Source organism: Proteus sp. fly-1089 (genome assembly GCF_040138965.1).
In the GTDB taxonomy this organism is placed as follows: domain Bacteria; phylum Pseudomonadota; class Gammaproteobacteria; order Enterobacterales; family Enterobacteriaceae; genus Proteus; species Proteus vulgaris_B.
This window is the reverse complement of sequence record NZ_JBEETS010000002.1, coordinates 1-21,919: the sequence shown is the minus strand read 5'-3', so window position 1 is coordinate 21,919 and position 21,919 is coordinate 1. Positions and strand designations below refer to the sequence as shown.

Below are 21,919 nucleotides of genomic sequence, written 5' to 3'. Positions count from 1 at the left end.
GCATCCTTAGCTCAGCTGGATAGAGTACTCGGCTACGAACCGAGCGGTCGGAGGTTCGAATCCTCCAGGATGCACCATCTTTAAAGCCTCGCAAATAGCGAGGCTTTTTGCTTTCTATAATTCTCTTATTTCTTATAATGTTAAACTTTTGTTTAGCATCAACTAACAACGCTAACATCATCTAATCAGCGACAATTTAGTGACTTTACGATAAAGTAACTCCTATCTATTTACTTACATTAATCAACGCGGGAGGTCACCTTTGATCCCGGACGTATCCAAAGCACTTTCTTGGTTGGAAGCACACCCTAAAGTTTTATGTGGCATCCACCGTGGTATTGAGCGCGAAACCTTAAGAGTAACGCCAGAAGGCAATTTAGCATCAACAGAGCACCCTATTTCATTAGGTAAATCATTAACTCATAAATGGATCACAACGGATTTCGCTGAATCCCTGTTAGAGTTTATTACGCCTGTTGATGACAATATTTCACATACCCTGCATTTTTTAGGTGATTTACATCGTTATACGGCACGTCACTTAGATAATGAACGTATGTGGCCTATGAGTATGCCTTGCTTTATTGAAGCGGAAGATAAGATTACGCTTGCTCAATTTGGCACATCCAATGTAGGGCGTTTTAAAACCCTATATCGTGAAGGATTGAAAAATCGTTATGGTGCTTTAATGCAAACCATTTCTGGTGTGCATTATAACTTTTCATTGCCTATTGAATTTTGGCAAGCATGGGCGAATGTAAAAGATGAAGAAAGTGGTAAAGAAGCTATTTCAGATGGTTATCTACGTTTGATCCGTAACTATTATCGTTTTGGTTGGGTTATTCCATTCTTCTTTGGTGCATCGCCAGCAATTTGTGGATCTTTCTTGAAGGGAAGAGAAACAAATTTACCATTTGAAAGTACGCCCAAAGGTGCGAAGTATTTGCCTTATGCGACGTCATTACGTTTAAGTGACTTAGGATATACCAATAAATCGCAAAGTGATTTAGATATTACCTTTAATCATCTCGAAACCTATGTTAAAGGGCTGAAAAAAGCGATTCATAAACCATCTGACGAATTTGCTAAACTGGGTGTTAAGAATAAAGATGGTGAGTATATTCAATTAAATACCAATGTACTGCAGATTGAAAATGAGCTTTATGCGCCTATTCGTCCTAAGCGTGTCGTTAAAGGGGATGAATCGCCTTCTGATGCTTTATTACGTGGTGGTATTGAATATATCGAAGTTCGTTCGCTTGATATCAATCCATTTACGCCAATAGGTGTCGATGAAACTCAAATTCGTTTCCTTGATTTATTTTTAATTTGGTGTGTTTTAGCTGATGCACCAGAAATGAATGCTTCTGAATTAGCGTGTTGTCGTGCAAATTGGAATAACGTTATTCTAGAAGGGCGTAAGCCTGGTCAAGTTATTGGAATGGGTTGTGGTGAGAGAAAAGAGCCATTAGCACAAGTTGGTAAAGCGTTATTTGCGGATTTAAAACGTGTGGCAAATGTTCTTGATTGTTGTTCTGGCACAAAATATATGGAAGTTTGCGTTAAGTTAGAAGAAATGTTTGATAATCCAGAACTAACCTTCTCTGGCAGACTGTTAGAGAAAATCAAAACACAAGGTATTGGTAGTTATGGTTTATCTTTAGCGGAAGAGTATTACCAAGAATTAATTAAAACGTCTTATGAAACGTTGACTGATGAAGCTTTTGATCATGAGAGAATTTCATCCATAAAACGTCAAGAAGAGTTAGAAAAGAGTGATACCATTTCTTTTGATGAGTATTTGAAGATCCATGCAGGGGCAAATGCCGATAACGTGGCTTCCTAAACTTAGATAGAAAAAAGCCACACTAATATTTGTGTGGCTGAAAAATTCTATAGAGAAATAGGGATGATAACATTTTGCGCGTATTCATTACTAAGACCGGGCTACTTGCAGAAAGTTTCATTTTTTCTTAAAAATATTTAAATTTTTCTTAGGAGGTTTTTTATGCCTTTATTGGATAGCTTTACTGTTGACCATACACGTATGTCCGCACCAGCTGTACGCGTTGCTAAAACAATGAAAACGCCATCTGGTGATACTATCACGGTATTTGATTTACGTTTTACTGTGCCAAATAAAAAAGCCATGCCTGAGAAAGGAATTCACACATTAGAGCACTTGTTCGCTGGCTTCATGCGTAACCATCTTAATGGTAATGGTGTTGAGATTATTGATATCTCCCCAATGGGATGCCGTACAGGCTTCTATATGAGCTTAATTGGGAAACCAGAAGAACAGCGAGTTGCTAATGCATGGAAAGCAGCAATGGAAGATGTTTTGAAAGTAAAAGATCAAAATCATATCCCTGAGTTAAATGTGTATCAATGCGGTACTTATGAAATGCATTCTCTGACTGAAGCACAAGATATCGCACGAGATATTTTAGCTCATAATATTGGTATTAATCATAACGACGAATTAGCACTTCCTGAAGAGACATTAAAAGAGCTACATATCTAGACTTAGCTACTTTATAAAACTAGGGGACAATAGATCAAGAAATTCGCATCCTGATTTATTGTCTCTTTTTATTCTAATTACCATCCTATTTTTTTTCGTTATCCCATTGTTTTATTTTCTTATCTTCTTATATTGTTATCACAATAATGGATTAAATTTATGCTTAATACACGGAGTACACTTTTGTTATGGAAAATCACCAATTCTCATCGCCTAAATTGGTTTTAGAGTTTTTTGTTCGAGAATTTTATTTTTTTGGTAAAAGCACGTTACGCACTCAATTTCCTAAAGATGCTTTTTTCTATCAAGGCCCTTCTAAAGCACAAGAATATCGTTATTTTGAGAGTGTACATAAACAGCATGTTAGGCGGTTTCACTCTGAACCAGAGCTCATTATCAAGCCTGAATATTTGTTATTCTCCTCAGAAATAGAGACTCAACGATTTGCAAAAATAACTAAAGCTGAAACTAATACGATAATAAAAATCGGTGGAGATTATCTCTATAAAGAAAAAGAAGATGAAGAATATCATTGGTATTTTCAGGAAGATAGAGTTAAAACTAATAGTTATTCTGGTGAAAATTTAGATTTAAAATATGAAAACATTCAGACTTTAGCGCCTCATCATTTCAATATTGAATCAGTAAAAGATGATGGCTCTATCATTACTAATTTCCCACGTAAGTCTCTTTCTCTTACTTTAAACAGAGGCGAAATAGCGTGTTTTATATGCCGACGAGAAGAGTATGGTTATTCTTATTCTCATGAACCTGCGCTTAACTTAGTGATGTGGGTAAAGAATCATGGTTTTTATTCTGATTATCAACAAGTAAGGCCCACTCAACTTAAGACAGAACAAGTGATAGATCCTTTCTATTTGAATCACGCGAGAGAATTTGATTTTCGTAATAGTAAATTACGATTTGAGCTCGGATAAACAGCAAAAATAAAGCGCTTAAATAAGCGCTTTATTTTGTATTCATCAATGATGAGGGAACACGAGGTGGCGAATTAAAGCCTTTTTGATGACGTTGTCCTGAACTTCAAGTATTTCAAATTCATAATCACTGACTTTTATCTTATTACCGACAACGGGTAAGTCGCCAAGCTCTTCAATAATGACGCCGTTAATGGTTCTGGCTTCATCTTCAGGTAAATGCCAACCAAATGCTTTATTGATATCTCGAATATTTGTTGTACCATCAACGAGCAATGAACCATCTTTTTGAGGGATAACTTCTTCTGCTAATGAAGGTGACATTGAGGTGGTAAAATCACCCACAATTTCTTCTAGAATATCTTCAACAGTGACTAAACCTTGAATTTCACCGTATTCATCAACCACAATGCCTGCTTTTTCATTATTCCGCTGAAAATTAACAAGCTGTAAATTTAAAGGTGTGCTTTCAGGGATAAAATAGACTTTATCAGCTGCTTTCATCAAAATTTGTTTGGTGAATTCTTTTTTCTCAGTCATTAAGCGATAGGCTTCTCGTACTCGCAGCATACCAATGGCATCATCAAGAGTATCGCGATAAAGCACTATTCGACCATGAGGAGAATGAGTTAACTGTCTTACGATGGATTTCCATTCGTCATTAACATCGATACCAAAAATCTCATTTCTTGGCACCATAATATCGCCAATAGTCACTTTTTCTAAATCAAGAATAGAAATCAACATATTTTGATTTCTTTGGGAAAGCTTTGATTTTGACTCATTTACAATAGTTCGTAGCTCTTCTTTTGAAACGGCATTACCTTGTATTACTGGCGATTTGATCCCTAAAATTCGCATCAGTATTAATGTAATTTTATTAAAAAACCAAACAATAGGTAGCATCAGTGTTTGCAAAGGAGAGAGAATGACACTACTTGGATAAGCAACTCGTTCTGGATACAGGGCCGCTATTGATTTTGGAAGCACTTCAGCAAAAATGAGGATAATAAATGTTAGGACACCCGTGGCTATAGCAACACCAGCATCACCATATAAACGCATACCCACAATAGTCGCTAATGCCGATGCGACGATATTAATCAGATTATTGCCAATTAATACCAAACTGATCAATCTGTCGGGGCGTTGTAATAGTTTTTCAACACGTTTTGCAGAGCGATTTCCTTGTTTGGCTGCATGACGAAGACGATAACGATTAATCGTCATCATGCTGGTTTCTGTTCCAGAAAAATAAGCTGAGGCAATAATCATCGCTATTAGTATGATAATGAGCGTAGTTGTCGAGACATGCTCCAAAATTGAGATCCTTTTGCTACCCTAAAATAAAAATTAATTAAGCACTAACTCTTGTAATAAACGATTACCAAAAAAAGCTAATGTCAAAATAATGGCGCCAATCAAGTTAAAAATAATGACTTTTTTTCCTCTCCATCCTTCGCGGAAATGCCCCCATAATAAAATGACGTAAACAAACCAAGCGATGATAGAAAAAATTGATTTATGGATATTTTCTTTACCAAAAATATTATCCATATACACCAAACCTGTACACAATGTTAGGGTTAGTAATACAACACCCACTTGTGTGATGTGAAACATTTTTCGCTCAATTGTCATTAATGGTGGCATTTGAGGTGAAAATTTTAGCTTCTTATTCTTTAGTTGATAGTCTAGCCAACTCAGTTGCAATGCATATAACGCCGCAATCAATAATGTGGCATAACTTAATAATGCAAGCCCAATGTGAATAAAGAGTGATGTGCTACTTTCAAGATGTGTAACAAACTCACCAGGCATGAGTGCCGCGATGACAAGATTGACTATTGCAAAACAATAAACAATAGGCAGTAAAAACCATGCTCGGCCACGAGAAGCCACAATCGTCATAATAACGCAGACCATCAGGCTTACAACGGCACCTAGATTGGTGAGTGAAAGATCCTGCCCGCTGTGAGGGCGGAAAATTAAAAATTTTAATGAAATAGTATGCGCAACAAGCGCAATAACCGCGAAGAGGAGTGCTAATCCGCGGTATCCATTTTGCTCTTTTCGTAACAGACCCGGTAAAATGAGCACCAGACTGAGTAAATAAGCGCAGACAGCGACGATAGAGATTGATATAACGGGCATAGTTTCGCTTACATATATTGTTTGAATAACTTCCTAGTATAGCGCTAGGAGCATTCGGCTCCAACTATTGAAGTCATTAAGCTTAAATCTCTATGCAGAGATCCGCGAGTCATCGTGATATAATCGATGGCATACATACTGATAAGCCCAACTTTAACACTGAGCTAAGATAATGTTTGAGAATTTAAGTGACAGATTATCGCGCACGTTGCGCAATATAAGCGGTCGAGGAAGACTGACCGAAGAAAACATTAAAGAGACACTGCGTGAAGTGCGTATGGCGTTATTAGAAGCCGACGTTGCCTTGCCTGTGGTTCGTGATTTTATTGCGCGAGTTAAAGAAAGCGCAGTAGGACATGAAGTTAACAAAAGCCTGACTCCGGGTCAGGAGTTTGTGAAGATAGTTCAAAATGAACTCGTCAATGCGATGGGTGAAGTCAATACTGACCTTGATCTTTCTGCTCAGCCACCTGCTGTTGTTTTAATGGCAGGCTTGCAAGGTGCTGGTAAAACAACCAGTGTTGCAAAATTAGGTAAATTCTTAAAAGAGAAAAAGAAGAAAAAGGTTCTGGTTGTTTCTGCTGACGTTTATCGCCCAGCGGCAATTAAACAACTTGAAACATTGGCTGAAACGGTTGGCATTGATTTCTTCCCATCAACAGTGCAAGAAAACCCTGTGACGATTGCAAGCAATGCATTAAAACATGCACAGCTTCAATTTTATGATGTATTACTGGTGGATACCGCAGGACGTTTGCACGTAGATGAAGGCATGATGGAGGAGATCCAGCTTCTTCATAAAGCCATTAATCCGGTTGAAACTTTATTTGTTGTTGACGCTATGACAGGTCAAGATGCAGCAAATACAGCAAAAGCCTTTAATGAAGCGTTACCATTAACAGGGGTTGTCTTAACGAAAGTTGATGGTGATGCGCGTGGTGGTGCGGCGTTATCAATTCGTCATATCACAGGCAAACCTATCAAATTCCTCGGTGTTGGGGAAAAAACAGAAGCTTTAGAACCTTTCCACCCAGATCGTATTGCCTCTCGTATTTTAGGCATGGGTGATGTTCTGTCTTTGATTGAAGATATTGAAAGCAAAGTTGATAGAGCTCAAGCTGAAAAGCTGGCGACGAAACTTAAAAAAGGTGATGGCTTTGATCTAAATGATTTCTTAGATCAATTAAAGCAAATGAAAAACATGGGCGGCATGGCGAGTATGTTAAGTAAAATGCCAGGTATGTCTCAGGTGCCAGATGCTGTAAAATCACAAATGGATGATTCAATTTTAGTGAAAATGGAAGCTATTATTAATTCCATGACTAAAAAAGAGCGCCAAAAACCCGAAATCATCAAAGGGTCTCGAAAACGCCGTATTGCGACGGGTTCAGGAACGCAAGTGCAAGACGTCAACCGTTTGTTAAAACAGTTTGATGATATGCAACGCATGATGAAAAAAATGAAAAAAGGTGGCATGGCTAAGATGATGCGTAGCATGAAAGGTATGATGCCACCGGGATTTCCAGGCCGTTAAAATCAAAAAGCCGGAAAAAAAACGTGCTTTGGATTGCTTTTTTCCCCAAAGTGAGTAAACTTTTCGGGCTTTTTATATGACAACCGGACTCCGTTCCTCGATGGCGTCTGGTTGTTTTATTAACTAATGAGGATGTTATGGTAACAATTCGTTTAGCTCGTGGCGGCGCAAAAAAGCGTCCGTTTTACCAAGTAGTAGTAACCGATAGCCGCAATGCGCGTGATGGTCGTTTCATTGAACGCGTAGGCTTTTATAACCCACTGGCAACCGGTAATGCAGAAGAATTACGTTTAGACGTAGACCGTGTTGAACACTGGGTTGCTCAAGGCGCAACTGTTTCAGAACGTGTTGCTGGCCTGATCAAATCAGCGAAGAAAAGCGCTTAATCTGTCGCGGTGGTAACAATGAGCGAACAAAAAACCTTAAAAGAGCCTGTAGAACCTATTGTTATGGGTAAGTTGGGCTCACCTTACGGGATCCGTGGTTGGCTCAGAGTTTTTTCCTCCACCGAACATGCCGAAAACATTTTTGAATATCAACCGTGGTTTATTCAACGACATGGACAATGGGAAACCATTGAAATTGAAAGTTGGAAACATCACAACCAAGATATTATCGTCAAGCTAAAAGGTATTGACGACAGAGATGCAGCTAATTTCCTGACTAATGTTGAAATTGTCGTGAATACATCGCAACTACCTGAACTTGACGGTGAGTATTACTGGAAAGATCTGATGGGTTGCCATGTTGAAACTGACAAAGGCTACGATTTAGGTGTCATTACTGACATGATGGAAACTGGTTCAAATGACGTAATGGTCATTAAAGCTAATCTGAAAGATGCATTCGGTGTTGGGGAACGGTTAGTTCCGTTTCTTGATGGGCAGGTTATCAAGAAAGTCGATCTCTCAGCGAAAAAAATTATCGTTGATTGGGATCCTGGTTTTTAGATTATCCGGTTAACGGTTCTCAATAGTGGGACACGAAAATGTGGATTGGGGTAATTAGCCTATTTCCAGAAATGTTCCGCTCTATAACCGAGTACGGGGTGACTGGTCGGGCAGTTAAGCATGGTTTGCTTAATGTAGAATGTTGGAATCCCCGAGATTTTACATACGACAGACACAATACCGTTGATGATCGTCCTTATGGCGGTGGTCCTGGTATGTTGATGATGGTACAGCCCTTAAGGGAAGCCATTCATCAAGCGAAAGCTGCGGCAGGTGATGGAGCAAAGGTGATTTATTTATCACCTCAGGGACGCAAACTCGATCAACAAGGAGTTTGTGAACTGGCAACAAATGAGAAGCTAATTCTAGTTTGTGGTCGGTATGAAGGTATAGATGAGCGTGTCATCCAAACAGAAATCGATGAAGAATGGTCTGTGGGTGATTACGTATTAAGTGGTGGGGAATTACCTGCCATGATAATGATAGATGCTGTAGCACGTTTTGTTCCGGGGGTTCTCGGGCATGCGGCTTCAGCAAAAGAAGATTCTTTTGCTGAAGGTTTATTGGATCATCCTCACTATACTCGCCCAGAGGTATTAGATGGTATGGAAGTTCCGGCAGTTCTACTGTCAGGTAACCATGCACATATTAATCGCTGGCGTATGAAACAATCACTGGGTCGAACCTGGCTAAGAAGACCTGAGCTTCTGGAAAGCCTAGCTCTGACTGACGAGCAAAGAGTGCTGTTAACAGAGTTCCAACGGGAATATCTGGAAAGTACAGCAGAGTAAGTCTGACACATGGTGTCATTAATATCAGTTTACCTAGGGTAAGAGAGTTATTATGAGCAATATTATTAAGCAAATCGAACAAGAACAAATGAAGCAAGATGTACCTTCATTTCGTCCAGGCGATAATGTAGAAGTTAAGGTATGGGTTGTTGAAGGTTCTAAAAAACGTCTGCAGGCATTCGAGGGCGTGGTTATCGCTATTCGTAACCGCGGTCTGCACTCTGCATTTACTGTTCGTAAAATTTCTAATGGCGAAGGTGTTGAGCGTGTATTCCAAACTCACTCTCCAGTCGTAGATAGCATCACTGTGAAACGTCGTGGTGCGGTTCGCCAAGCTAAACTGTACTACCTGCGTGAGCGTTCAGGTAAGGCTGCTCGTATCAAAGAGCGTCTTAACGCTAAATAATACGCTTTCGCACATCCGAAAGTTATTGTTAAAAGGTCAGCGTTTGCTGACCTTTTTTTATGGCGAATTTTTATTATATTTTTATTTGTTTTTATATTCCTCTCTTTTTGCTCCTCTTATTCCAAGATTCATTAAAAGATAATGTGTAAATATTTAATTACATATTTTTCTTTTAATTTAATCAAAGTCACATTTTTATTATCGTTTGAATAAAATTTAACTTATTGTAATTTAAGGGTTGTATTTTATTAACTCGTTTTTTGTAAACTTTTTATTACATTTGTGTCAATTTTATTGAAAATACGGATTGATTTCTTTACATTGCATGTTATCTTATCTTTCAGACAGACAACAAATCACAATGACAGATATAAAAAGGTAAAAATTATGATCATGCAAAAAGACGCACTCAATAATGTGAATATCAGCGAAGAGCTGGTTTTAATTACGCCTGAAGAGTTAAAACAAAAATACCCATTGAGTCGCAATGATCTGCATGCCATTGCTCAATCACGTCAAACAATCTCTGAAATTGTTCAACGCCGTGATCCTCGTTTACTTGTGGTATGTGGGCCTTGTTCCATTCATGATGTTGATGTTGCTATCGATTACGCAAAACGTCTGAAGGTATTAGCGTCTGAATTAAGTGATAGTCTGTACATTGTGATGCGTGTCTACTTTGAAAAACCTCGTACAACAGTGGGTTGGAAAGGTTTAATTAGCGATCCATTTATGGATGGTAGCTTTGAAATGGAAAAAGGGTTACATATTGCCCGTAAACTATTAACTGAACTCGTACAATTAGGCTTGCCTTTGGCAACAGAAGCATTAGATCCTAATAATCCACAATACTTAGGGGATTTATTTAGTTGGTCTGCGATTGGTGCAAGAACAACAGAATCTCAGACTCACCGTGAAATGGCATCAGGGCTTTCAATGCCGGTGGGTTTTAAAAATGGAACCGATGGCAATCTAGATACGGCAATTAATGCGATGAAGGCTGCTTCTATGCCGCACCGTTTTATGGGAATCAATCAATCAGGGCAAGTGTGTTTACTGCAAACGCAAGGTAACCCTGATGGACATGTTATTTTACGCGGTGGTAAAACGCCAAATTACCATGAAGAAGATGTGGCACAATGTGAAGCCCATATGGTAAAAGCAGGATTAAAACCGTCATTAATGATCGATTGTAGTCACGGCAATTCAAATAAAGATTTCCGTCGTCAAACCGCCGTGGTGGATTCAGTGATTGAACAAATCACTAAAGGTAATGAATCTATCACCGGTATTATGTTAGAAAGTCATATTAATGAAGGCAATCAATCATCAGAACAGCCTCGTAGCGAAATGAAATATGGTGTTTCAGTCACCGATGCATGCATTAGTTGGGAAACAACAGAATCTGTATTAAGAAATTTACATGCACGAATTTCACCTATTTTAGCTCAGCGTGAAGAGCAATTTAAAAAAGTAAGTTAAGTTAGATAATCATAAAGAAAAAGAGGCAAGCATAGATGGCTGAAGAATTACAACATTTGCGTGAGCAAATCGATCAGGTCGATAAATCACTGCTTTCTTTACTTGCGAAAAGAATGCAATTGGTAGCTGAAGTTGGTGAAGTTAAGAATCGCCATGGATTACCGATTTATGCTCCTGATAGAGAAGCCTCAATGCTTACTTCTCGACGTGATGATGCGCAGAAAATGGGAATATCCCCAGATTTGATTGAAGATGTGTTACGCCGAGTAATGCGTGAATCTTATACCAAAGAGAATGACAAAGGTTTTAAAACGCTAAATCCTCAACTGGGTAAAATTGTAATTGTGGGGGGAAATGGCAAAATGGGAAAACTATTTTCCCGTTTATTTACCCTTTCTGGTTATCAAGTTGAAAGTTTAGAAGCAAATGAATGGCAAACGAAATCACCTGCTATTTTTGATAATGCAGGTATGGTTATTATTAGTGTACCTATTCATTTAACCGTTGAGGTTATTGAGAAGCTTCCTCTTTTACCTGAAAGTTGTTTGTTAGTCGATCTCGCTTCTATTAAAAAAGCACCTTTAGAGGCGATGTTAAAAGCGCATAGAGGTCCTGTTCTTGGTCTTCACCCTATGTTTGGTCCTGATGTACCGAGTTTAGCAAAACAGGTTGTGGCTTATTGTGAAGGCAGAGATCGCCAAGCATTTGAGTGGTTACTTGAGCAACTGTTAGTTTGGGGAGCTAAAATTGAGGCAATTACGCCAGAAGAGCACGATAAAAACATGAGTTTTATTCAAGCCCTTCGACATTTTACAACCTTTGCTTATGGCCAACATTTAGCTAAAGAAAACGTCGATTTAGCAAGCTTATTGCGACTTTCATCTCCAATATATCGTTTGGAGTTGGCAATGATAGGGCGGTTATTCGCTCAAGATCCGCAACTGTATGCAGATATTATTTTATCATCCAAAGAGAATATTGAATTAATTCGCAGGTATCATCATTCTTTAGGCCAAGCTATCGATTTATTGGATATTAGTGCAAAGAATGAATTTATTCATTCATTTAATAATGTGAGTGATTGGTTTGGTGATTATGCTTCTCAATTTATGAAAGAGAGTGGTGTACTATTACAGAAAGCTAATGATAGTCGTATTTAATTAAATGATAAATCGAGACGAAAGCCGAATAACGTATTTTGTTATTCGGCTTTTTGTTGGCTCATTATTCAGTAAATATGTAATATTATATTACTAATCATCATCACAAGGTGGCCATAGACAGCGAGTTGTGTCGAACGTACTAGGCGAGTTTTGAGCTCAATGTAGTATATTTTTCTGTTTACTATGAAAATATGCTCCCGCATAACTTGTGAATACTAATGTGATTATTAAAATATATAATTTATTCATAAAATCTCCTTTAAATTAATATAATTATAAATTAGTAATCTTTAGGATCAGGGCATGGACTGACCGTACAAAAATATGAGTTAGGATCGTTGATTATTGAATAAGATTGATAGTGACTGTATGTATCAATATTATCATAGAGTGAAGTGATAAATGGTTTTAAAATCAATACGATAAATGTATTCATATTTTCTCCTTCTATATATTCAAGATTCAAAGTATACCAATAAGGCCCAAATCTCTTTGGTTGATAATAGACTTTTTTACCAAGGGAAATATATTTTTAAAAACAACAATTTAAATATAATTTTTTAATAGAGGGAGAGAAGTTTATTTTTATAATAAAGTGATTTCTATTTTCGCGCTATATTGTTATTGAGTTGTTATTATCTGGTTTAATTAACTGATAATTAATGTTCAATGTTTTATTTTTATTAAAAATTAATTGTTGATGAGATCTTAAAATAAAATAAAAAAAGGAAGTGATATTAAAAACATCGCCTTGATCAAATAATGAAAAATAAGATGTAGATAAATTACCCTTATATGGATGAGTTTTGCAAAAGATGTTTAATTATTAATTGTATTATTTTTAATTGTATTCGGATGTCTTTTTTAAGGGGTAAACTATGGATTTCATAATACAACTTGCCATTATATTAGTGTGTCTATTTTATGGAGCAAGGAAAGGGGGAATAGCATTAGGTCTGCTCGGTGGTGTTGGTCTGGTTATTTTAGTTTTCATTTTTAACTTACCACCAGGAAAGCCACCAGTTGATGTAATGTTAGTTATTATTGCTGTTGTTTCAGCATCTGCAACATTGCAAGCGTCGGGTGGGTTAGACGTTATGTTGCAAATAGCAGAAAAATTATTACGTAAAAACCCAAAATATATTTCTATTGTTGCACCGCTTGTAACTTGTACTCTAACAATTCTATGTGGTACGGGACACGTTGTTTATACCATTTTGCCAATTATTTATGATGTGTCGATTAAAAATAATATCCGACCAGAAAGGCCAATGGCAGCAAGTACTATTGGCTCGCAAATGGGGATTATTGCAAGTCCTGTTTCTGTTGCAGTTGTAACCTTAGTGGCAATGTTAGGTGATGTCACTTTTAATGGTAAACATCTTGAGTTTTTAGATTTATTAGCTATTACCATTCCTTCTACTTTTATTGGTATTTTAGCGATTGGTATTTTTAGTTGGTTTAGAGGTAAGGATTTAGATAAAGATCAACGCTTCCAAGAGTTTATTTCAGTTCCTGAAAACCATGATTATGTTTACGGTGATACAGCAACACTTTTAGATAAAAAGTTACCAATGAAAAACTGGGTGGCAATGTGGATATTTTTAGGTGCTATTGCCGTTGTTGCGATATTAGGTGCTTTTTCTGAAATACGCCCTGTATTTAATGGCAAACCGTTATCTATGGTGCTTGTTATTCAGATGTTTATGTTATTAGCAGGTGCATCAATTATTATTATTTGTAAAACTAATCCATCTCTTATATCTAAAAATGAAGTATTCCGTTCAGGGATGATAGCAATTGTTGCCGTATATGGTATTGCTTGGATGGCAGAAACTATGTTCTCTGCACATATGAAAGAAATAGAAGCAGCATTAGGGCAATTAGTAAGAGAATATCCTTGGGCTTATGCTGTAGTTTTATTACTGGTATCGAAATTTGTTAACTCTCAAGCAGCGGCTTTAGCTGCAATTGTTCCTTTAGCATTGGGTATTGGTGTTGATCCTGCTTATATTATTGCATCTGCACCAGCTTGTTATGGTTATTATATTTTGCCAACTTATCCTAGTGACTTAGCGGCTATTCAATTTGACCGTTCAGGTACAACTCGAATAGGGCGTTTTGTTATTAACCATAGTTTTATCCTTCCGGGATTAATTGGTGTAACAGTTTCCTGTATCTTTGGCTGGGTGTTTGCAGCGATGTATGGTTTCTTATAATTAGTGATAATTTAAGAATATGAGATAAAAAGAAAAGCCAGATGGTAATGCACTATCTGGCTTATTTATTGAGTCCTGGGCTTTTTTATTATTTTACTTCAACAGGTACTACGTTCTCTGAAGGATAACACCCTAATATTTTTAATGACCGCGTTGTTTGTGATAAATCATGTAAAGCCTTTTGCATATTTATATCACGCAAATTAGCTTGAACATCAATATAAAACATTTCTTCCCAAGGCGTACCATTAATAGGTCGAGATTCTAATTTCGTCATAATAATGTCGTATTTTTTTAAAATCATTAAAGCATCGACTAAAGCACCTGCTTGTTGTCCTGTGGCCATTAAGAACGTTGTTTTTGCAGGAACTTGCTCTGACACATCAATCGCTTTACGTGCAATAACAATAAAGCGTGTTACGTTTATTTGCTGGTTTGCTAAATTATTCGCTAAGGGCTTTAAACCATAAAGAGATCCACCTGCTTCACTACCAATAGCTGCAACATGTGGTGATTGTGCAAGAGCTACTTTTTCCATTGCCGCTGCCGTACTTTCGCAATATTCAATTTTCCAGTTTGGATACTGATTTAAATAATGGCTGCATTGTTGGAAAGGTTGAGGGTGGCTATAAATAATTTGTAATTCTTCTGTCGAACTATCAACGCTTGTTAAAAGCGCATGATTAATCGGAATACGAATTTCACCCACAATAGACAGTGAAGTTGTTTGTAGTAAATCGTAAACATCATTAATTGCGCCAGAGCTGGTATTTTCAATAGGCAATAAACCGTAATCAGCTTGTCCTGTATCAACCAGTGTGAAAATATCGTCAAATTTTTGACAAGTACAATCGATGATTGTATCAAAATGACGGGCTGCATATTGGCGAGCAGCAATATGTGAATAAGAGCCTTTCGGGCCTAAATAAGCAATCCTTGCAGATTCATTTGGTGTCGCATTTAGGTGTTGCTGTAAAATCGCTTGTTGGGTTAATACGGAATCTTCAATAATCATTTGGAAAATACGGCTGATATAAAAACCATCTAGACCAACTTTTTTTCCTTTCTCAATTAATAAATCAAGTAATTCACGCTCACGATTTTTATCTCTAATAGGACGATGTGTATTCAATTTAAATTGAGCGACATCAGCAGATAATTGGCGTCTATTTGCTAACAACGTGAGTAATTCTGAATCTAACGTTGTGATTTTATCTCTGATTGCTAATAAATCGAGTTTTTCCATGTTTTAGCCCTATATCTTTGCGTCATACCATTATAAATAAAAAAAGCCTCCATTTTTGGAGGCTATTGTCGTTCTTACTTTTCTTTCTGAAATGACAAAGCCTCTTAATTAAAGAGTAAAAAGAAAAAGAAGAAAGACAAAAATGAATACATCGTCATTATATTGTTTGGTAAATTATTTAACATATAGCTATCAAACATGATGATGTGAAAGGAGTCAAGAAAAATACAATAAAAAGCGCATCGCTAGGATGCGCAGAGGCGTTTTGAGTCAGTGATTTATTCTAATTTTTAATCTAGCTTTACTATTTATATTTCATCGACAAGTAAATTTTCTTCTTTCAAACTGTTATCAGCCCGACGAGATTCATTTTTATGCTGAACCTTGTTTAATTGACGCTCAAGTTTCGCTAACAAATCATTAATAGCGACATACATATCTGCGTGTTGTGCATTAGCGACCAATTGCCCATTTGGTATGTGAATGCTGGCATCAACACTAAAACCTTTAGGGTCTTTTGTCAGAATAATACGAGGATTGATTAAATTCACCTGCCATTTATTAAGTTTAGTTAGACGGCTTTCAATGTGTTCACGTAGTGCTGGGGTAATTTCCATTTGCTTGCTAGTAATATTTATAATCATATAGTTACCTCTTAATTACTCCGTCTTCGATAACTTCAGAATATCGTGATACACAATTTAAAACATGATCAAAATCACTTTTTGTTAGTTGTATGTGTAACTAGTAATAGAAACGTGACAAATGATAAATAGCTGAAAAAGAACGCTTGTTAAGTTGTATTTATTCAGTCATATTAGGAAGGTTGGGCTGATGAAAAGTAAAGACAATTTAGCTAAAAAAGAATAAAAAAACAGCAGCGTTAAGCTGCTGTTTTTGATGGTGATGTTTGGATTAAGCTGGATTTGCTGCAATCAATGAAGCCACTTTATCTGCTTCTTGTGTCAGACCTAACTCTTTATAGGCGTTTTCCATGTATTCGAGTGCATCACGAGTAGCTTGTGTATCAGGATAATCACGCATCATTTGCTCTACTCTATTAATAACCGCGACATAAGCCCCTCGTTTAGTATAGAATTTCGCAACTGAAAGTTCATACTTTGCTAAACGGTTTTTAAGAAAGACAAGGCGCTTGGTTGCATCAGCAGCGTAAAGGCTATCAGGGTAATAACGTACTAATTGACTAAAGTCTTTAAATGCCACAATTGCATGCTGAGGATCACGGTCTGAACGATCAATACCAAAGAATCCTTGTAATGCACTATCATCTAATGCTTGAGCTGTTAAGCCTCGCATATAAAGAACATAGTCAATATTAGGATGGGTTGGGTTTAATCGCATAAAACGGTCAATTGCAGTAATCGCCATTGGTAGTTCTGCTGATTTATAATAAGCATAAATCAAGTCGAGCTGAACTTGTTGCGAGTAAGGGCCAAAAGGATAGCGATTATCGAGAGACTCTAATTGTTTGATAGCCGCTCCATAATTGCCATCTAGCAATTTTTCCTGACTGGTTGTGTAAAGCTCAGAAGGAGACATATCGGCAGTAGCGTCTTTGTCTGAACTCGAACAGCCAGAAAGTAACAGGCTTACAGTGGCCGCTGCCACCAGGTATTTAATGCGTCTCATCACGTATTGATTATCCTCTGAATAGGTTTGGGGAGTCTCTCCGTGAAGCTCCCCTAAAATCGGTTACACTATAACTCATTTTAAATGAAACGGCTGTGCCGTCAAAACACTAACTTAATTAATAGAAAACTATTTATGTCTCAACAAATACGACTTAATGCTACAGTCGCAGATTCACAGCTGGGTCAACGCTTAGATCAGGCTTTGGCCGAAATGTTCCCTGATTATTCAAGATCTCGTATAAAAGAGTGGATCTTAGACAATAGAGTGCAGGTTAACGATAAAATCATCAATAAGCCAAAAGAAAAAATGCTTGGCGGTGAAAAAATTGAAGTCGATGCCTTAATTGAAGAGGAAGTACGCTGGGAGCCTCAGAATATTCCGTTAAATATCGTTTATGAAGATGACGATATTTTAGTTATCAATAAGCCAAGGGATCTCGTTGTTCATCCTGGTGCTGGTAACCCTGATGGTACCGTATTAAATGCATTACTTTATCGTTATCCTGAAATTGCTAATGTACCTCGCGCAGGTATTGTCCATCGTTTGGATAAAGATACAACAGGTTTAATGGTTGTTGCAAAAACAGTTCCAGCTCAAACTCATTTAGTTGAAGCTTTACAACGTCGTGAAATCACGCGTGAGTATGAAGCAGTTGCGACAGGAAGGATGACTGCGGGTGGTTTAGTTAATGAACCAATTTCTCGACATCCAACTAAGCGTACGCATATGGCTGTACACCCAATGGGTAAACCAGCAGTAACACATTATCGCGTTATGGAGCATTTCCGTGCTCATACTCGTTTACGTTTACGCTTAGAAACGGGGCGTACCCATCAAATTCGTGTTCATATGGCGCATATTCATCATGCTTTAATTGGTGACCAACTTTATGCAGGAAGACCACGTCCTTTAAAAGGCGCATCAGAAGAGTTGCGTGAAACGCTACGTTTATTTGATAGACAAGCATTACATGCAACGATGTTACGCCTTTATCATCCGATCACAGGTATTGAAATGGAATGGCATGCGCCGTTACCTGATGATATGGTTAAGCTTATCGATGTATTAAAAGATGATGCTGAACAATTTAAAGATGAAATGGATTGGTAAATGACTTCATTGATTTTTCCAGATTGGCCACAACCTGAGAATATTGGGGCTTGCAGTACGCTTAGAGAGGGAGGTATCAGTTTACCACCTTATCATAGCCTTAATTTAGGTACACATGTTGGTGATGAATTATCTCGCGTTGAAGAAAATAGGCGCAGACTTTGCCAAGAAGCTCAGTTACCTGAAATGCCATTATGGCTTGAACAAGTTCATGGCACTCACGTTGTTACGTTAAATACTGAGAAAAATAATGAAGTAGAAGGTGATGCCCTTTATACCGCTACCGAGAAAAAAGTTTGTGCAATTATGACGGCAGATTGTCTACCTGTTCTTTTTACAACGCGTGATGGAACAGAAATTGGCGCAGCACATGGTGGGTGGAGAGGGCTTTGCCATGGTGTATTACAAAATACACTTGCACAGTTTAAAGCACCAAAACATCAAATAATGGCATGGCTGGGACCTGCAATTGGCCCTAATGCTTTTGAGGTTGGAGCTGAAGTACGTTTGGCCTTTATTGAAAAAAATAAGGCCTTTGATCCTGCATTTATTCCTCATAATGGTAAATATTTAGCTAATATCTATATGTTAGCGAGAATAATTTTACAGGAAAATGGGGTAACTCAGATTTACGGTGGTGATTTCTGTACTGTGACAGAGAAATCGCGTTTCTTTTCGTATAGACGTGAACAGATAACAGGTCGAATGGCGTCATTAATCTGGATTAAATAAACTTCTCTCAACCGTTTTTCTCACTTATCTCAAATATTGATAAATATTTTTGCTCAAAATTTTATTTTGAGCTTGAATATTGTCAAAATGACCTCATCTATTCTCCAGTTACGAATTTTACTTTAAATTTTACTTGGAGGTGTTATGCGCCTGGATAAATTAACCAATAAATTCCAGCAAGCTCTCGCAGACGCCCAGTCATTGGCACTTGGGAACGATAATCAATTTATAGAACCCATACATTTACTGAGTGCGTTATTTAATCAACAAGGTGGCTCAATTCGCCCTCTATTAACATCATCGGGTGTTAATGCATCGCAATTTAATGAGCGAATTAATGAAGCTTTGTCTCGATTACCTAAAGTTGAAGGTGCTGGTGGAGAGGTTCATCCCTCTAATGATCTGATTAAACACCTTAATTTGTGCGATAAATTGGCACAGAAAAAAGGTGATGATTTTATTTCGTCAGAGCTTTTCCTTTTAGCTGCAATGGAAACCGGTGGTCAAGTTGCTGATATGCTAAAAGCTGCGGGTGCAAATAAAGCAAGTCTTGAAATAGCGATTGAAAAAATACGTGGTGGAGAAACAGTGAACGATCAAAATGCAGAAGACCAACGTCAGGCATTGAAAAAATATACTGTGGATTTAACGGAAAGAGCAGAACAAGGCAAACTCGATCCTGTCATTGGTCGTGATGAAGAAATCAGAAGAACCATACAGGTTTTACAACGTCGTACTAAAAATAACCCAGTACTTATCGGTGAACCCGGAGTTGGTAAAACGGCGATTGTTGAAGGATTAGCTCAGCGTATTGTTAATGGTGAAGTGCCAGAAGGTTTAAAAAATAAACGAGTACTCTCCCTTGATATGGGGTCGTTATTAGCAGGCGCTAAATATCGTGGTGAGTTCGAAGAACGTTTAAAAGCCGTTTTAAATGATTTATCTAAACAGGAAGGCAGTGTCATTCTGTTTATTGATGAATTACATACTATGGTTGGCGCTGGTAAAGCTGATGGTGCTATGGATGCGGGTAATATGTTAAAACCGGCATTAGCACGTGGTGAGTTACACTGTGTTGGGGCAACAACACTTGATGAATATCGTCAATATATTGAGAAAGATGCTGCTTTAGAACGTCGTTTCCAAAAAGTGTATGTAGCAGAGCCAACAGTAGAAGATACTATCGCTATTTTACGTGGTCTGAAAGAACGTTATGAGCTTCATCATCATGTTCAAATTACAGACCCAGCTATCGTTGCAGCTGCAACTTTATCACATCGCTATATTTCTGACCGTATGTTACCAGATAAAGCGATTGACTTAATTGATGAAGCAGGTGCAAGCCTACGTATGCAAATGGATTCAAAACCGGAAGCATTAGATAGACTTGATAGACGTATTATTCAGCTGAAACTTGAACAACAAGCCCTGCAAAAAGAGTCTGATGATGCAAGTAAAAAGCGTTTAGAAATGCTAAATGAAGAGCTTGCTGAAAAAGAGAAAGAGTATTCTGTTTTAGAAGAAGAGTGGAAAGCAGAAAAAGCAGAGCTGACAGGAACTCAACATATTAAATCAGAATTAGAGCAAGCTCGTATTGCATTAGAGCAAGCTCGCCGTAGTGGTGATTTGGCAAAAATGTCAGAAATCCAATATGGACAGATCCCAACGTTAGAAAAACAGCTTGCTGAAGCGAATAAAGCTGAAGATAAACATATGAAGCTGTTACGTAATAAAGTCACTGATGCTGAAATTGCTGAAATCTTAGCGCGTTGGACCGGTATTCCTGTTTCTAGAATGCTAGAAGGGGAGCGTGAAAAACTGCTAAGAATGGAACAAGAATTACATAGACGTGTTATTGGTCAGGCTGAAGCTGTTAGCGCAGTATCAAATGCGATACGTCGTAGTCGTGCTGGGTTGTCTGATCCTAATCGCCCAATTGGTTCGTTCTTATTTTTAGGACCAACAGGTGTGGGTAAAACAGAATTATGTAAAGCATTAGCAAATTTCTTGTTTGATAGTGATGATGCAATGGTTCGTATCGATATGTCTGAGTTTATGGAAAAACACTCCGTTTCTCGTTTAGTCGGTGCGCCTCCAGGATATGTTGGTTACGAAGAAGGTGGGTATTTAACAGAAGCCGTTCGCCGTCGTCCTTATTCAGTCATCTTATTAGATGAAGTTGAAAAAGCGCACCCCGATGTATTCAATATTTTATTACAAGTATTGGATGATGGTCGTTTAACGGATGGGCAAGGTAGAACAGTCGATTTTCGTAATACTGTTGTGATTATGACATCAAACTTAGGTTCTGATTTAATTCAGGAACGTTTCGGGACACTTGATTATCCTGAAATGAAAACAATAGTGATGGATGTAGTTGGCCATCATTTCAGACCAGAGTTTATTAACCGTATTGATGAAGTTGTGGTATTCCACCCATTAGGTAAAGAAAACATTGCCGCGATCGCACAAATTCAGTTACGTCGTTTATACCAACGTTTAGAAGAGCGTGGTTATCACGTCACGATTACAGGTGCGGCATTAGAAAAATTGAGTGAAGTTGGTTTTGACCCAATTTATGGTGCTCGCCCATTGAAACGAGCTATCCAACAAGAGGTTGAAAACCCATTAGCTCAAGATATTTTGTCAGGCAAGTTATTGCCAGGCAAAGAGATTATCTTAGATTTAGATGATAATAAGATAATCGCAAAACAATAATTGATGTTTTATCTATTTATTAGCAAAGCCTACAAACTGAAGTTTGTAGGCTTTTTTATTATGGGCTTTAGCCAGTTTAAGTTGTGTCAGCGTCTTAAATATAATTATTTTGTTTGTTTTATAATCGATATGTGATTATTATTTATCCATTGGTCATCAGTTTGCTTACAAAGCGCGCTATCGAAAAGTTTTTTGAAAATAATACTTGTCACATTCAGAAAACTCCCTATAATGCGCATCCACTGACCGGCGATGAGCAAACAACTAGCCACGCAGGACGGTGAAGAGAAAAGAAAAAA

The 21,919-nt window shown here is 37.6% G+C and carries 21 protein-coding genes, 1 tRNA gene and 1 other annotated feature; of the genes, 15 read left to right on the top strand and 7 right to left on the bottom strand.

From position 1 onward, the window contains the following. The 4 genes from ABN080_RS06625 (at position 1) to ABN080_RS06610 (ending at position 3,462) form a co-directional block, all read left to right on the top strand. Positions 1 to 77, top strand: a tRNA-Arg gene (locus ABN080_RS06625). A 185-nt stretch (positions 78 to 262) separates the two neighbouring features. Then, on the top strand, positions 263 to 1,846 hold the full coding sequence (gshA, locus tag ABN080_RS06620) for a glutamate--cysteine ligase (RefSeq protein WP_072070883.1): 1,584 nt from the start codon (positions 263 to 265) through the stop codon (positions 1,844 to 1,846). A 162-nt stretch (positions 1,847 to 2,008) separates the two neighbouring features. Then, positions 2,009 to 2,524 carry an S-ribosylhomocysteine lyase gene (gene luxS / locus ABN080_RS06615; protein ID WP_072070882.1) on the top strand — a complete coding sequence of 172 codons (516 nt, stop codon included), beginning with the start codon at positions 2,009 to 2,011 and terminating at the stop codon, positions 2,522 to 2,524. Positions 2,525 to 2,712: 188 nt separating this feature from the next. Then, complete coding sequence (locus ABN080_RS06610; protein ID WP_349440669.1) at positions 2,713 to 3,462, top strand: hypothetical protein; 750 nt, start codon at positions 2,713 to 2,715, stop codon at positions 3,460 to 3,462. A gap of 45 nt (positions 3,463 to 3,507) precedes the next feature. On the opposite strand, the gene ABN080_RS06605 is transcribed toward ABN080_RS06610, so the two are convergent. After that, a complete protein-coding gene (locus tag ABN080_RS06605; protein WP_072070880.1) occupies positions 3,508 to 4,782 on the bottom strand; it encodes a CNNM domain-containing protein in 1,275 nt (424 codons plus the stop codon). A 33-nt stretch (positions 4,783 to 4,815) separates the two neighbouring features. Beyond that, complete coding sequence (locus ABN080_RS06600; protein ID WP_349440668.1) at positions 4,816 to 5,616, bottom strand: cytochrome C assembly family protein; 801 nt, start codon at positions 5,614 to 5,616, stop codon at positions 4,816 to 4,818. Positions 5,617 to 5,788: 172 nt separating this feature from the next. Between ABN080_RS06600 and ffh the strand changes: the two genes are divergently transcribed. The 7 genes from ffh (at position 5,789) to tyrA (ending at position 11,939) form a co-directional block, all read left to right on the top strand. After that, entirely contained in the window at positions 5,789 to 7,150 is a 1,362-nt protein-coding gene (gene ffh / locus ABN080_RS06595; protein WP_109396311.1) for a signal recognition particle protein, read from the top strand. Positions 7,151 to 7,287: 137 nt separating this feature from the next. Continuing rightward, a complete protein-coding gene (gene rpsP / locus ABN080_RS06590; protein ID WP_004244772.1) occupies positions 7,288 to 7,536 on the top strand; it encodes a 30S ribosomal protein S16 in 249 nt (82 codons plus the stop codon). An 18-nt stretch (positions 7,537 to 7,554) separates the two neighbouring features. Continuing rightward, positions 7,555 to 8,100, top strand: coding sequence for a ribosome maturation factor RimM (gene rimM / locus ABN080_RS06585; RefSeq protein ID WP_072070878.1), 546 nt, complete (start codon positions 7,555 to 7,557; stop codon positions 8,098 to 8,100). A 38-nt stretch (positions 8,101 to 8,138) separates the two neighbouring features. Continuing rightward, entirely contained in the window at positions 8,139 to 8,891 is a 753-nt protein-coding gene (gene trmD, locus ABN080_RS06580; RefSeq protein WP_072070877.1) for a tRNA (guanosine(37)-N1)-methyltransferase TrmD, read from the top strand. 52 nt (positions 8,892 to 8,943) lie between these two features. Beyond that, entirely contained in the window at positions 8,944 to 9,297 is a 354-nt protein-coding gene (gene rplS / locus ABN080_RS06575) for a 50S ribosomal protein L19 (RefSeq protein ID WP_036932575.1), read from the top strand. A gap of 387 nt (positions 9,298 to 9,684) precedes the next feature. Next, complete coding sequence (locus tag ABN080_RS06570) at positions 9,685 to 10,779, top strand: 3-deoxy-7-phosphoheptulonate synthase (protein ID WP_115350333.1); 1,095 nt, start codon at positions 9,685 to 9,687, stop codon at positions 10,777 to 10,779. A 35-nt stretch (positions 10,780 to 10,814) separates the two neighbouring features. Continuing rightward, positions 10,815 to 11,939 carry a bifunctional chorismate mutase/prephenate dehydrogenase gene (tyrA, locus tag ABN080_RS06565; RefSeq protein ID WP_349440667.1) on the top strand — a complete coding sequence of 375 codons (1,125 nt, stop codon included), beginning with the start codon at positions 10,815 to 10,817 and terminating at the stop codon, positions 11,937 to 11,939. A gap of 283 nt (positions 11,940 to 12,222) precedes the next feature. Here the strand turns inward: tyrA and ABN080_RS06560 are convergent, their stop codons facing one another. Then, on the bottom strand, positions 12,223 to 12,378 hold the full coding sequence (locus ABN080_RS06560) for a hypothetical protein (RefSeq protein ID WP_349439704.1): 156 nt from the start codon (positions 12,376 to 12,378) through the stop codon (positions 12,223 to 12,225). A gap of 442 nt (positions 12,379 to 12,820) precedes the next feature. Between ABN080_RS06560 and ABN080_RS06555 the strand changes: the two genes are divergently transcribed. Further along, complete coding sequence (locus tag ABN080_RS06555) at positions 12,821 to 14,161, top strand: anaerobic C4-dicarboxylate transporter (RefSeq protein ID WP_349440666.1); 1,341 nt, start codon at positions 12,821 to 12,823, stop codon at positions 14,159 to 14,161. An 88-nt stretch (positions 14,162 to 14,249) separates the two neighbouring features. Here ABN080_RS06555 and pheA read toward each other — a convergent pair whose 3' ends face one another. The 3 genes from pheA to bamD all read right to left on the bottom strand — a co-directional run bounded on the left by pheA (position 14,250) and on the right by bamD (position 17,057). Further along, positions 14,250 to 15,407 (bottom strand): bifunctional chorismate mutase/prephenate dehydratase, encoded by a 1,158-nt coding sequence (pheA, locus tag ABN080_RS06550; RefSeq protein WP_349439705.1) that lies wholly within the window; start codon positions 15,405 to 15,407, stop codon positions 14,250 to 14,252. 36 nt (positions 15,408 to 15,443) lie between these two features. Continuing rightward, positions 15,444 to 15,560: a sequence feature (Phe leader region), on the bottom strand. A 155-nt stretch (positions 15,561 to 15,715) separates the two neighbouring features. After that, positions 15,716 to 16,051 (bottom strand): ribosome-associated translation inhibitor RaiA, encoded by a 336-nt coding sequence (gene raiA / locus ABN080_RS06545; protein ID WP_072070873.1) that lies wholly within the window; start codon positions 16,049 to 16,051, stop codon positions 15,716 to 15,718. A 271-nt stretch (positions 16,052 to 16,322) separates the two neighbouring features. Continuing rightward, on the bottom strand, positions 16,323 to 17,057 hold the full coding sequence (bamD, locus tag ABN080_RS06540; protein WP_196553690.1) for an outer membrane protein assembly factor BamD: 735 nt from the start codon (positions 17,055 to 17,057) through the stop codon (positions 16,323 to 16,325). A gap of 135 nt (positions 17,058 to 17,192) precedes the next feature. Between bamD and rluD the strand changes: the two genes are divergently transcribed. The 3 genes from rluD to clpB all read left to right on the top strand — a co-directional run bounded on the left by rluD (position 17,193) and on the right by clpB (position 21,620). Then, complete coding sequence (gene rluD, locus ABN080_RS06535) at positions 17,193 to 18,170, top strand: 23S rRNA pseudouridine(1911/1915/1917) synthase RluD (RefSeq protein WP_072070871.1); 978 nt, start codon at positions 17,193 to 17,195, stop codon at positions 18,168 to 18,170. Beyond that, positions 18,171 to 18,902: a purine nucleoside phosphorylase YfiH gene (gene yfiH / locus ABN080_RS06530; protein ID WP_196553680.1), complete on the top strand. Its 732-nt coding sequence runs from the start codon at positions 18,171 to 18,173 to the stop codon at positions 18,900 to 18,902. Between the two features lie 144 nt (positions 18,903 to 19,046). Next, the gene (clpB, locus tag ABN080_RS06525; RefSeq protein ID WP_196553681.1) at positions 19,047 to 21,620 is read left to right on the top strand and encodes an ATP-dependent chaperone ClpB; all 2,574 of its coding nucleotides are present in this window, start codon (positions 19,047 to 19,049) and stop codon (positions 21,618 to 21,620) included. A 104-nt stretch (positions 21,621 to 21,724) separates the two neighbouring features. Here the strand turns inward: clpB and ABN080_RS06520 are convergent. Continuing rightward, a partial coding sequence (locus ABN080_RS06520; RefSeq protein WP_349440665.1) for a hypothetical protein occupies positions 21,725 to 21,919 on the bottom strand: 195 nt, incomplete at its 5' end.

Coding starts and splice junctions, on each gene's coding strand:
- luxS (WP_072070882.1), top strand. CDS start 2,009: ATGCCTTTATTGGATAGCTTTACTGTTGACCATACACGTATGTCCGCA.
- ABN080_RS06610 (WP_349440669.1), top strand. CDS start 2,713: ATGGAAAATCACCAATTCTCATCGCCTAAATTGGTTTTAGAGTTTTTT.
- ABN080_RS06600 (WP_349440668.1), bottom strand. CDS start 5,616: ATGCCCGTTATATCAATCTCTATCGTCGCTGTCTGCGCTTATTTACTC.
- ffh (WP_109396311.1), top strand. CDS start 5,789: ATGTTTGAGAATTTAAGTGACAGATTATCGCGCACGTTGCGCAATATA.
- rpsP (WP_004244772.1), top strand. CDS start 7,288: ATGGTAACAATTCGTTTAGCTCGTGGCGGCGCAAAAAAGCGTCCGTTT.
- rimM (WP_072070878.1), top strand. CDS start 7,555: ATGAGCGAACAAAAAACCTTAAAAGAGCCTGTAGAACCTATTGTTATG.
- trmD (WP_072070877.1), top strand. CDS start 8,139: ATGTGGATTGGGGTAATTAGCCTATTTCCAGAAATGTTCCGCTCTATA.
- rplS (WP_036932575.1), top strand. CDS start 8,944: ATGAGCAATATTATTAAGCAAATCGAACAAGAACAAATGAAGCAAGAT.
- ABN080_RS06570 (WP_115350333.1), top strand. CDS start 9,685: ATGATCATGCAAAAAGACGCACTCAATAATGTGAATATCAGCGAAGAG.
- tyrA (WP_349440667.1), top strand. CDS start 10,815: ATGGCTGAAGAATTACAACATTTGCGTGAGCAAATCGATCAGGTCGAT.
- ABN080_RS06560 (WP_349439704.1), bottom strand. CDS start 12,378: ATGAATACATTTATCGTATTGATTTTAAAACCATTTATCACTTCACTC.
- ABN080_RS06555 (WP_349440666.1), top strand. CDS start 12,821: ATGGATTTCATAATACAACTTGCCATTATATTAGTGTGTCTATTTTAT.
- pheA (WP_349439705.1), bottom strand. CDS start 15,407: ATGGAAAAACTCGATTTATTAGCAATCAGAGATAAAATCACAACGTTA.
- raiA (WP_072070873.1), bottom strand. CDS start 16,051: ATGATTATAAATATTACTAGCAAGCAAATGGAAATTACCCCAGCACTA.
- bamD (WP_196553690.1), bottom strand. CDS start 17,057: ATGAGACGCATTAAATACCTGGTGGCAGCGGCCACTGTAAGCCTGTTA.
- rluD (WP_072070871.1), top strand. CDS start 17,193: ATGTCTCAACAAATACGACTTAATGCTACAGTCGCAGATTCACAGCTG.
- yfiH (WP_196553680.1), top strand. CDS start 18,171: ATGACTTCATTGATTTTTCCAGATTGGCCACAACCTGAGAATATTGGG.
- clpB (WP_196553681.1), top strand. CDS start 19,047: ATGCGCCTGGATAAATTAACCAATAAATTCCAGCAAGCTCTCGCAGAC.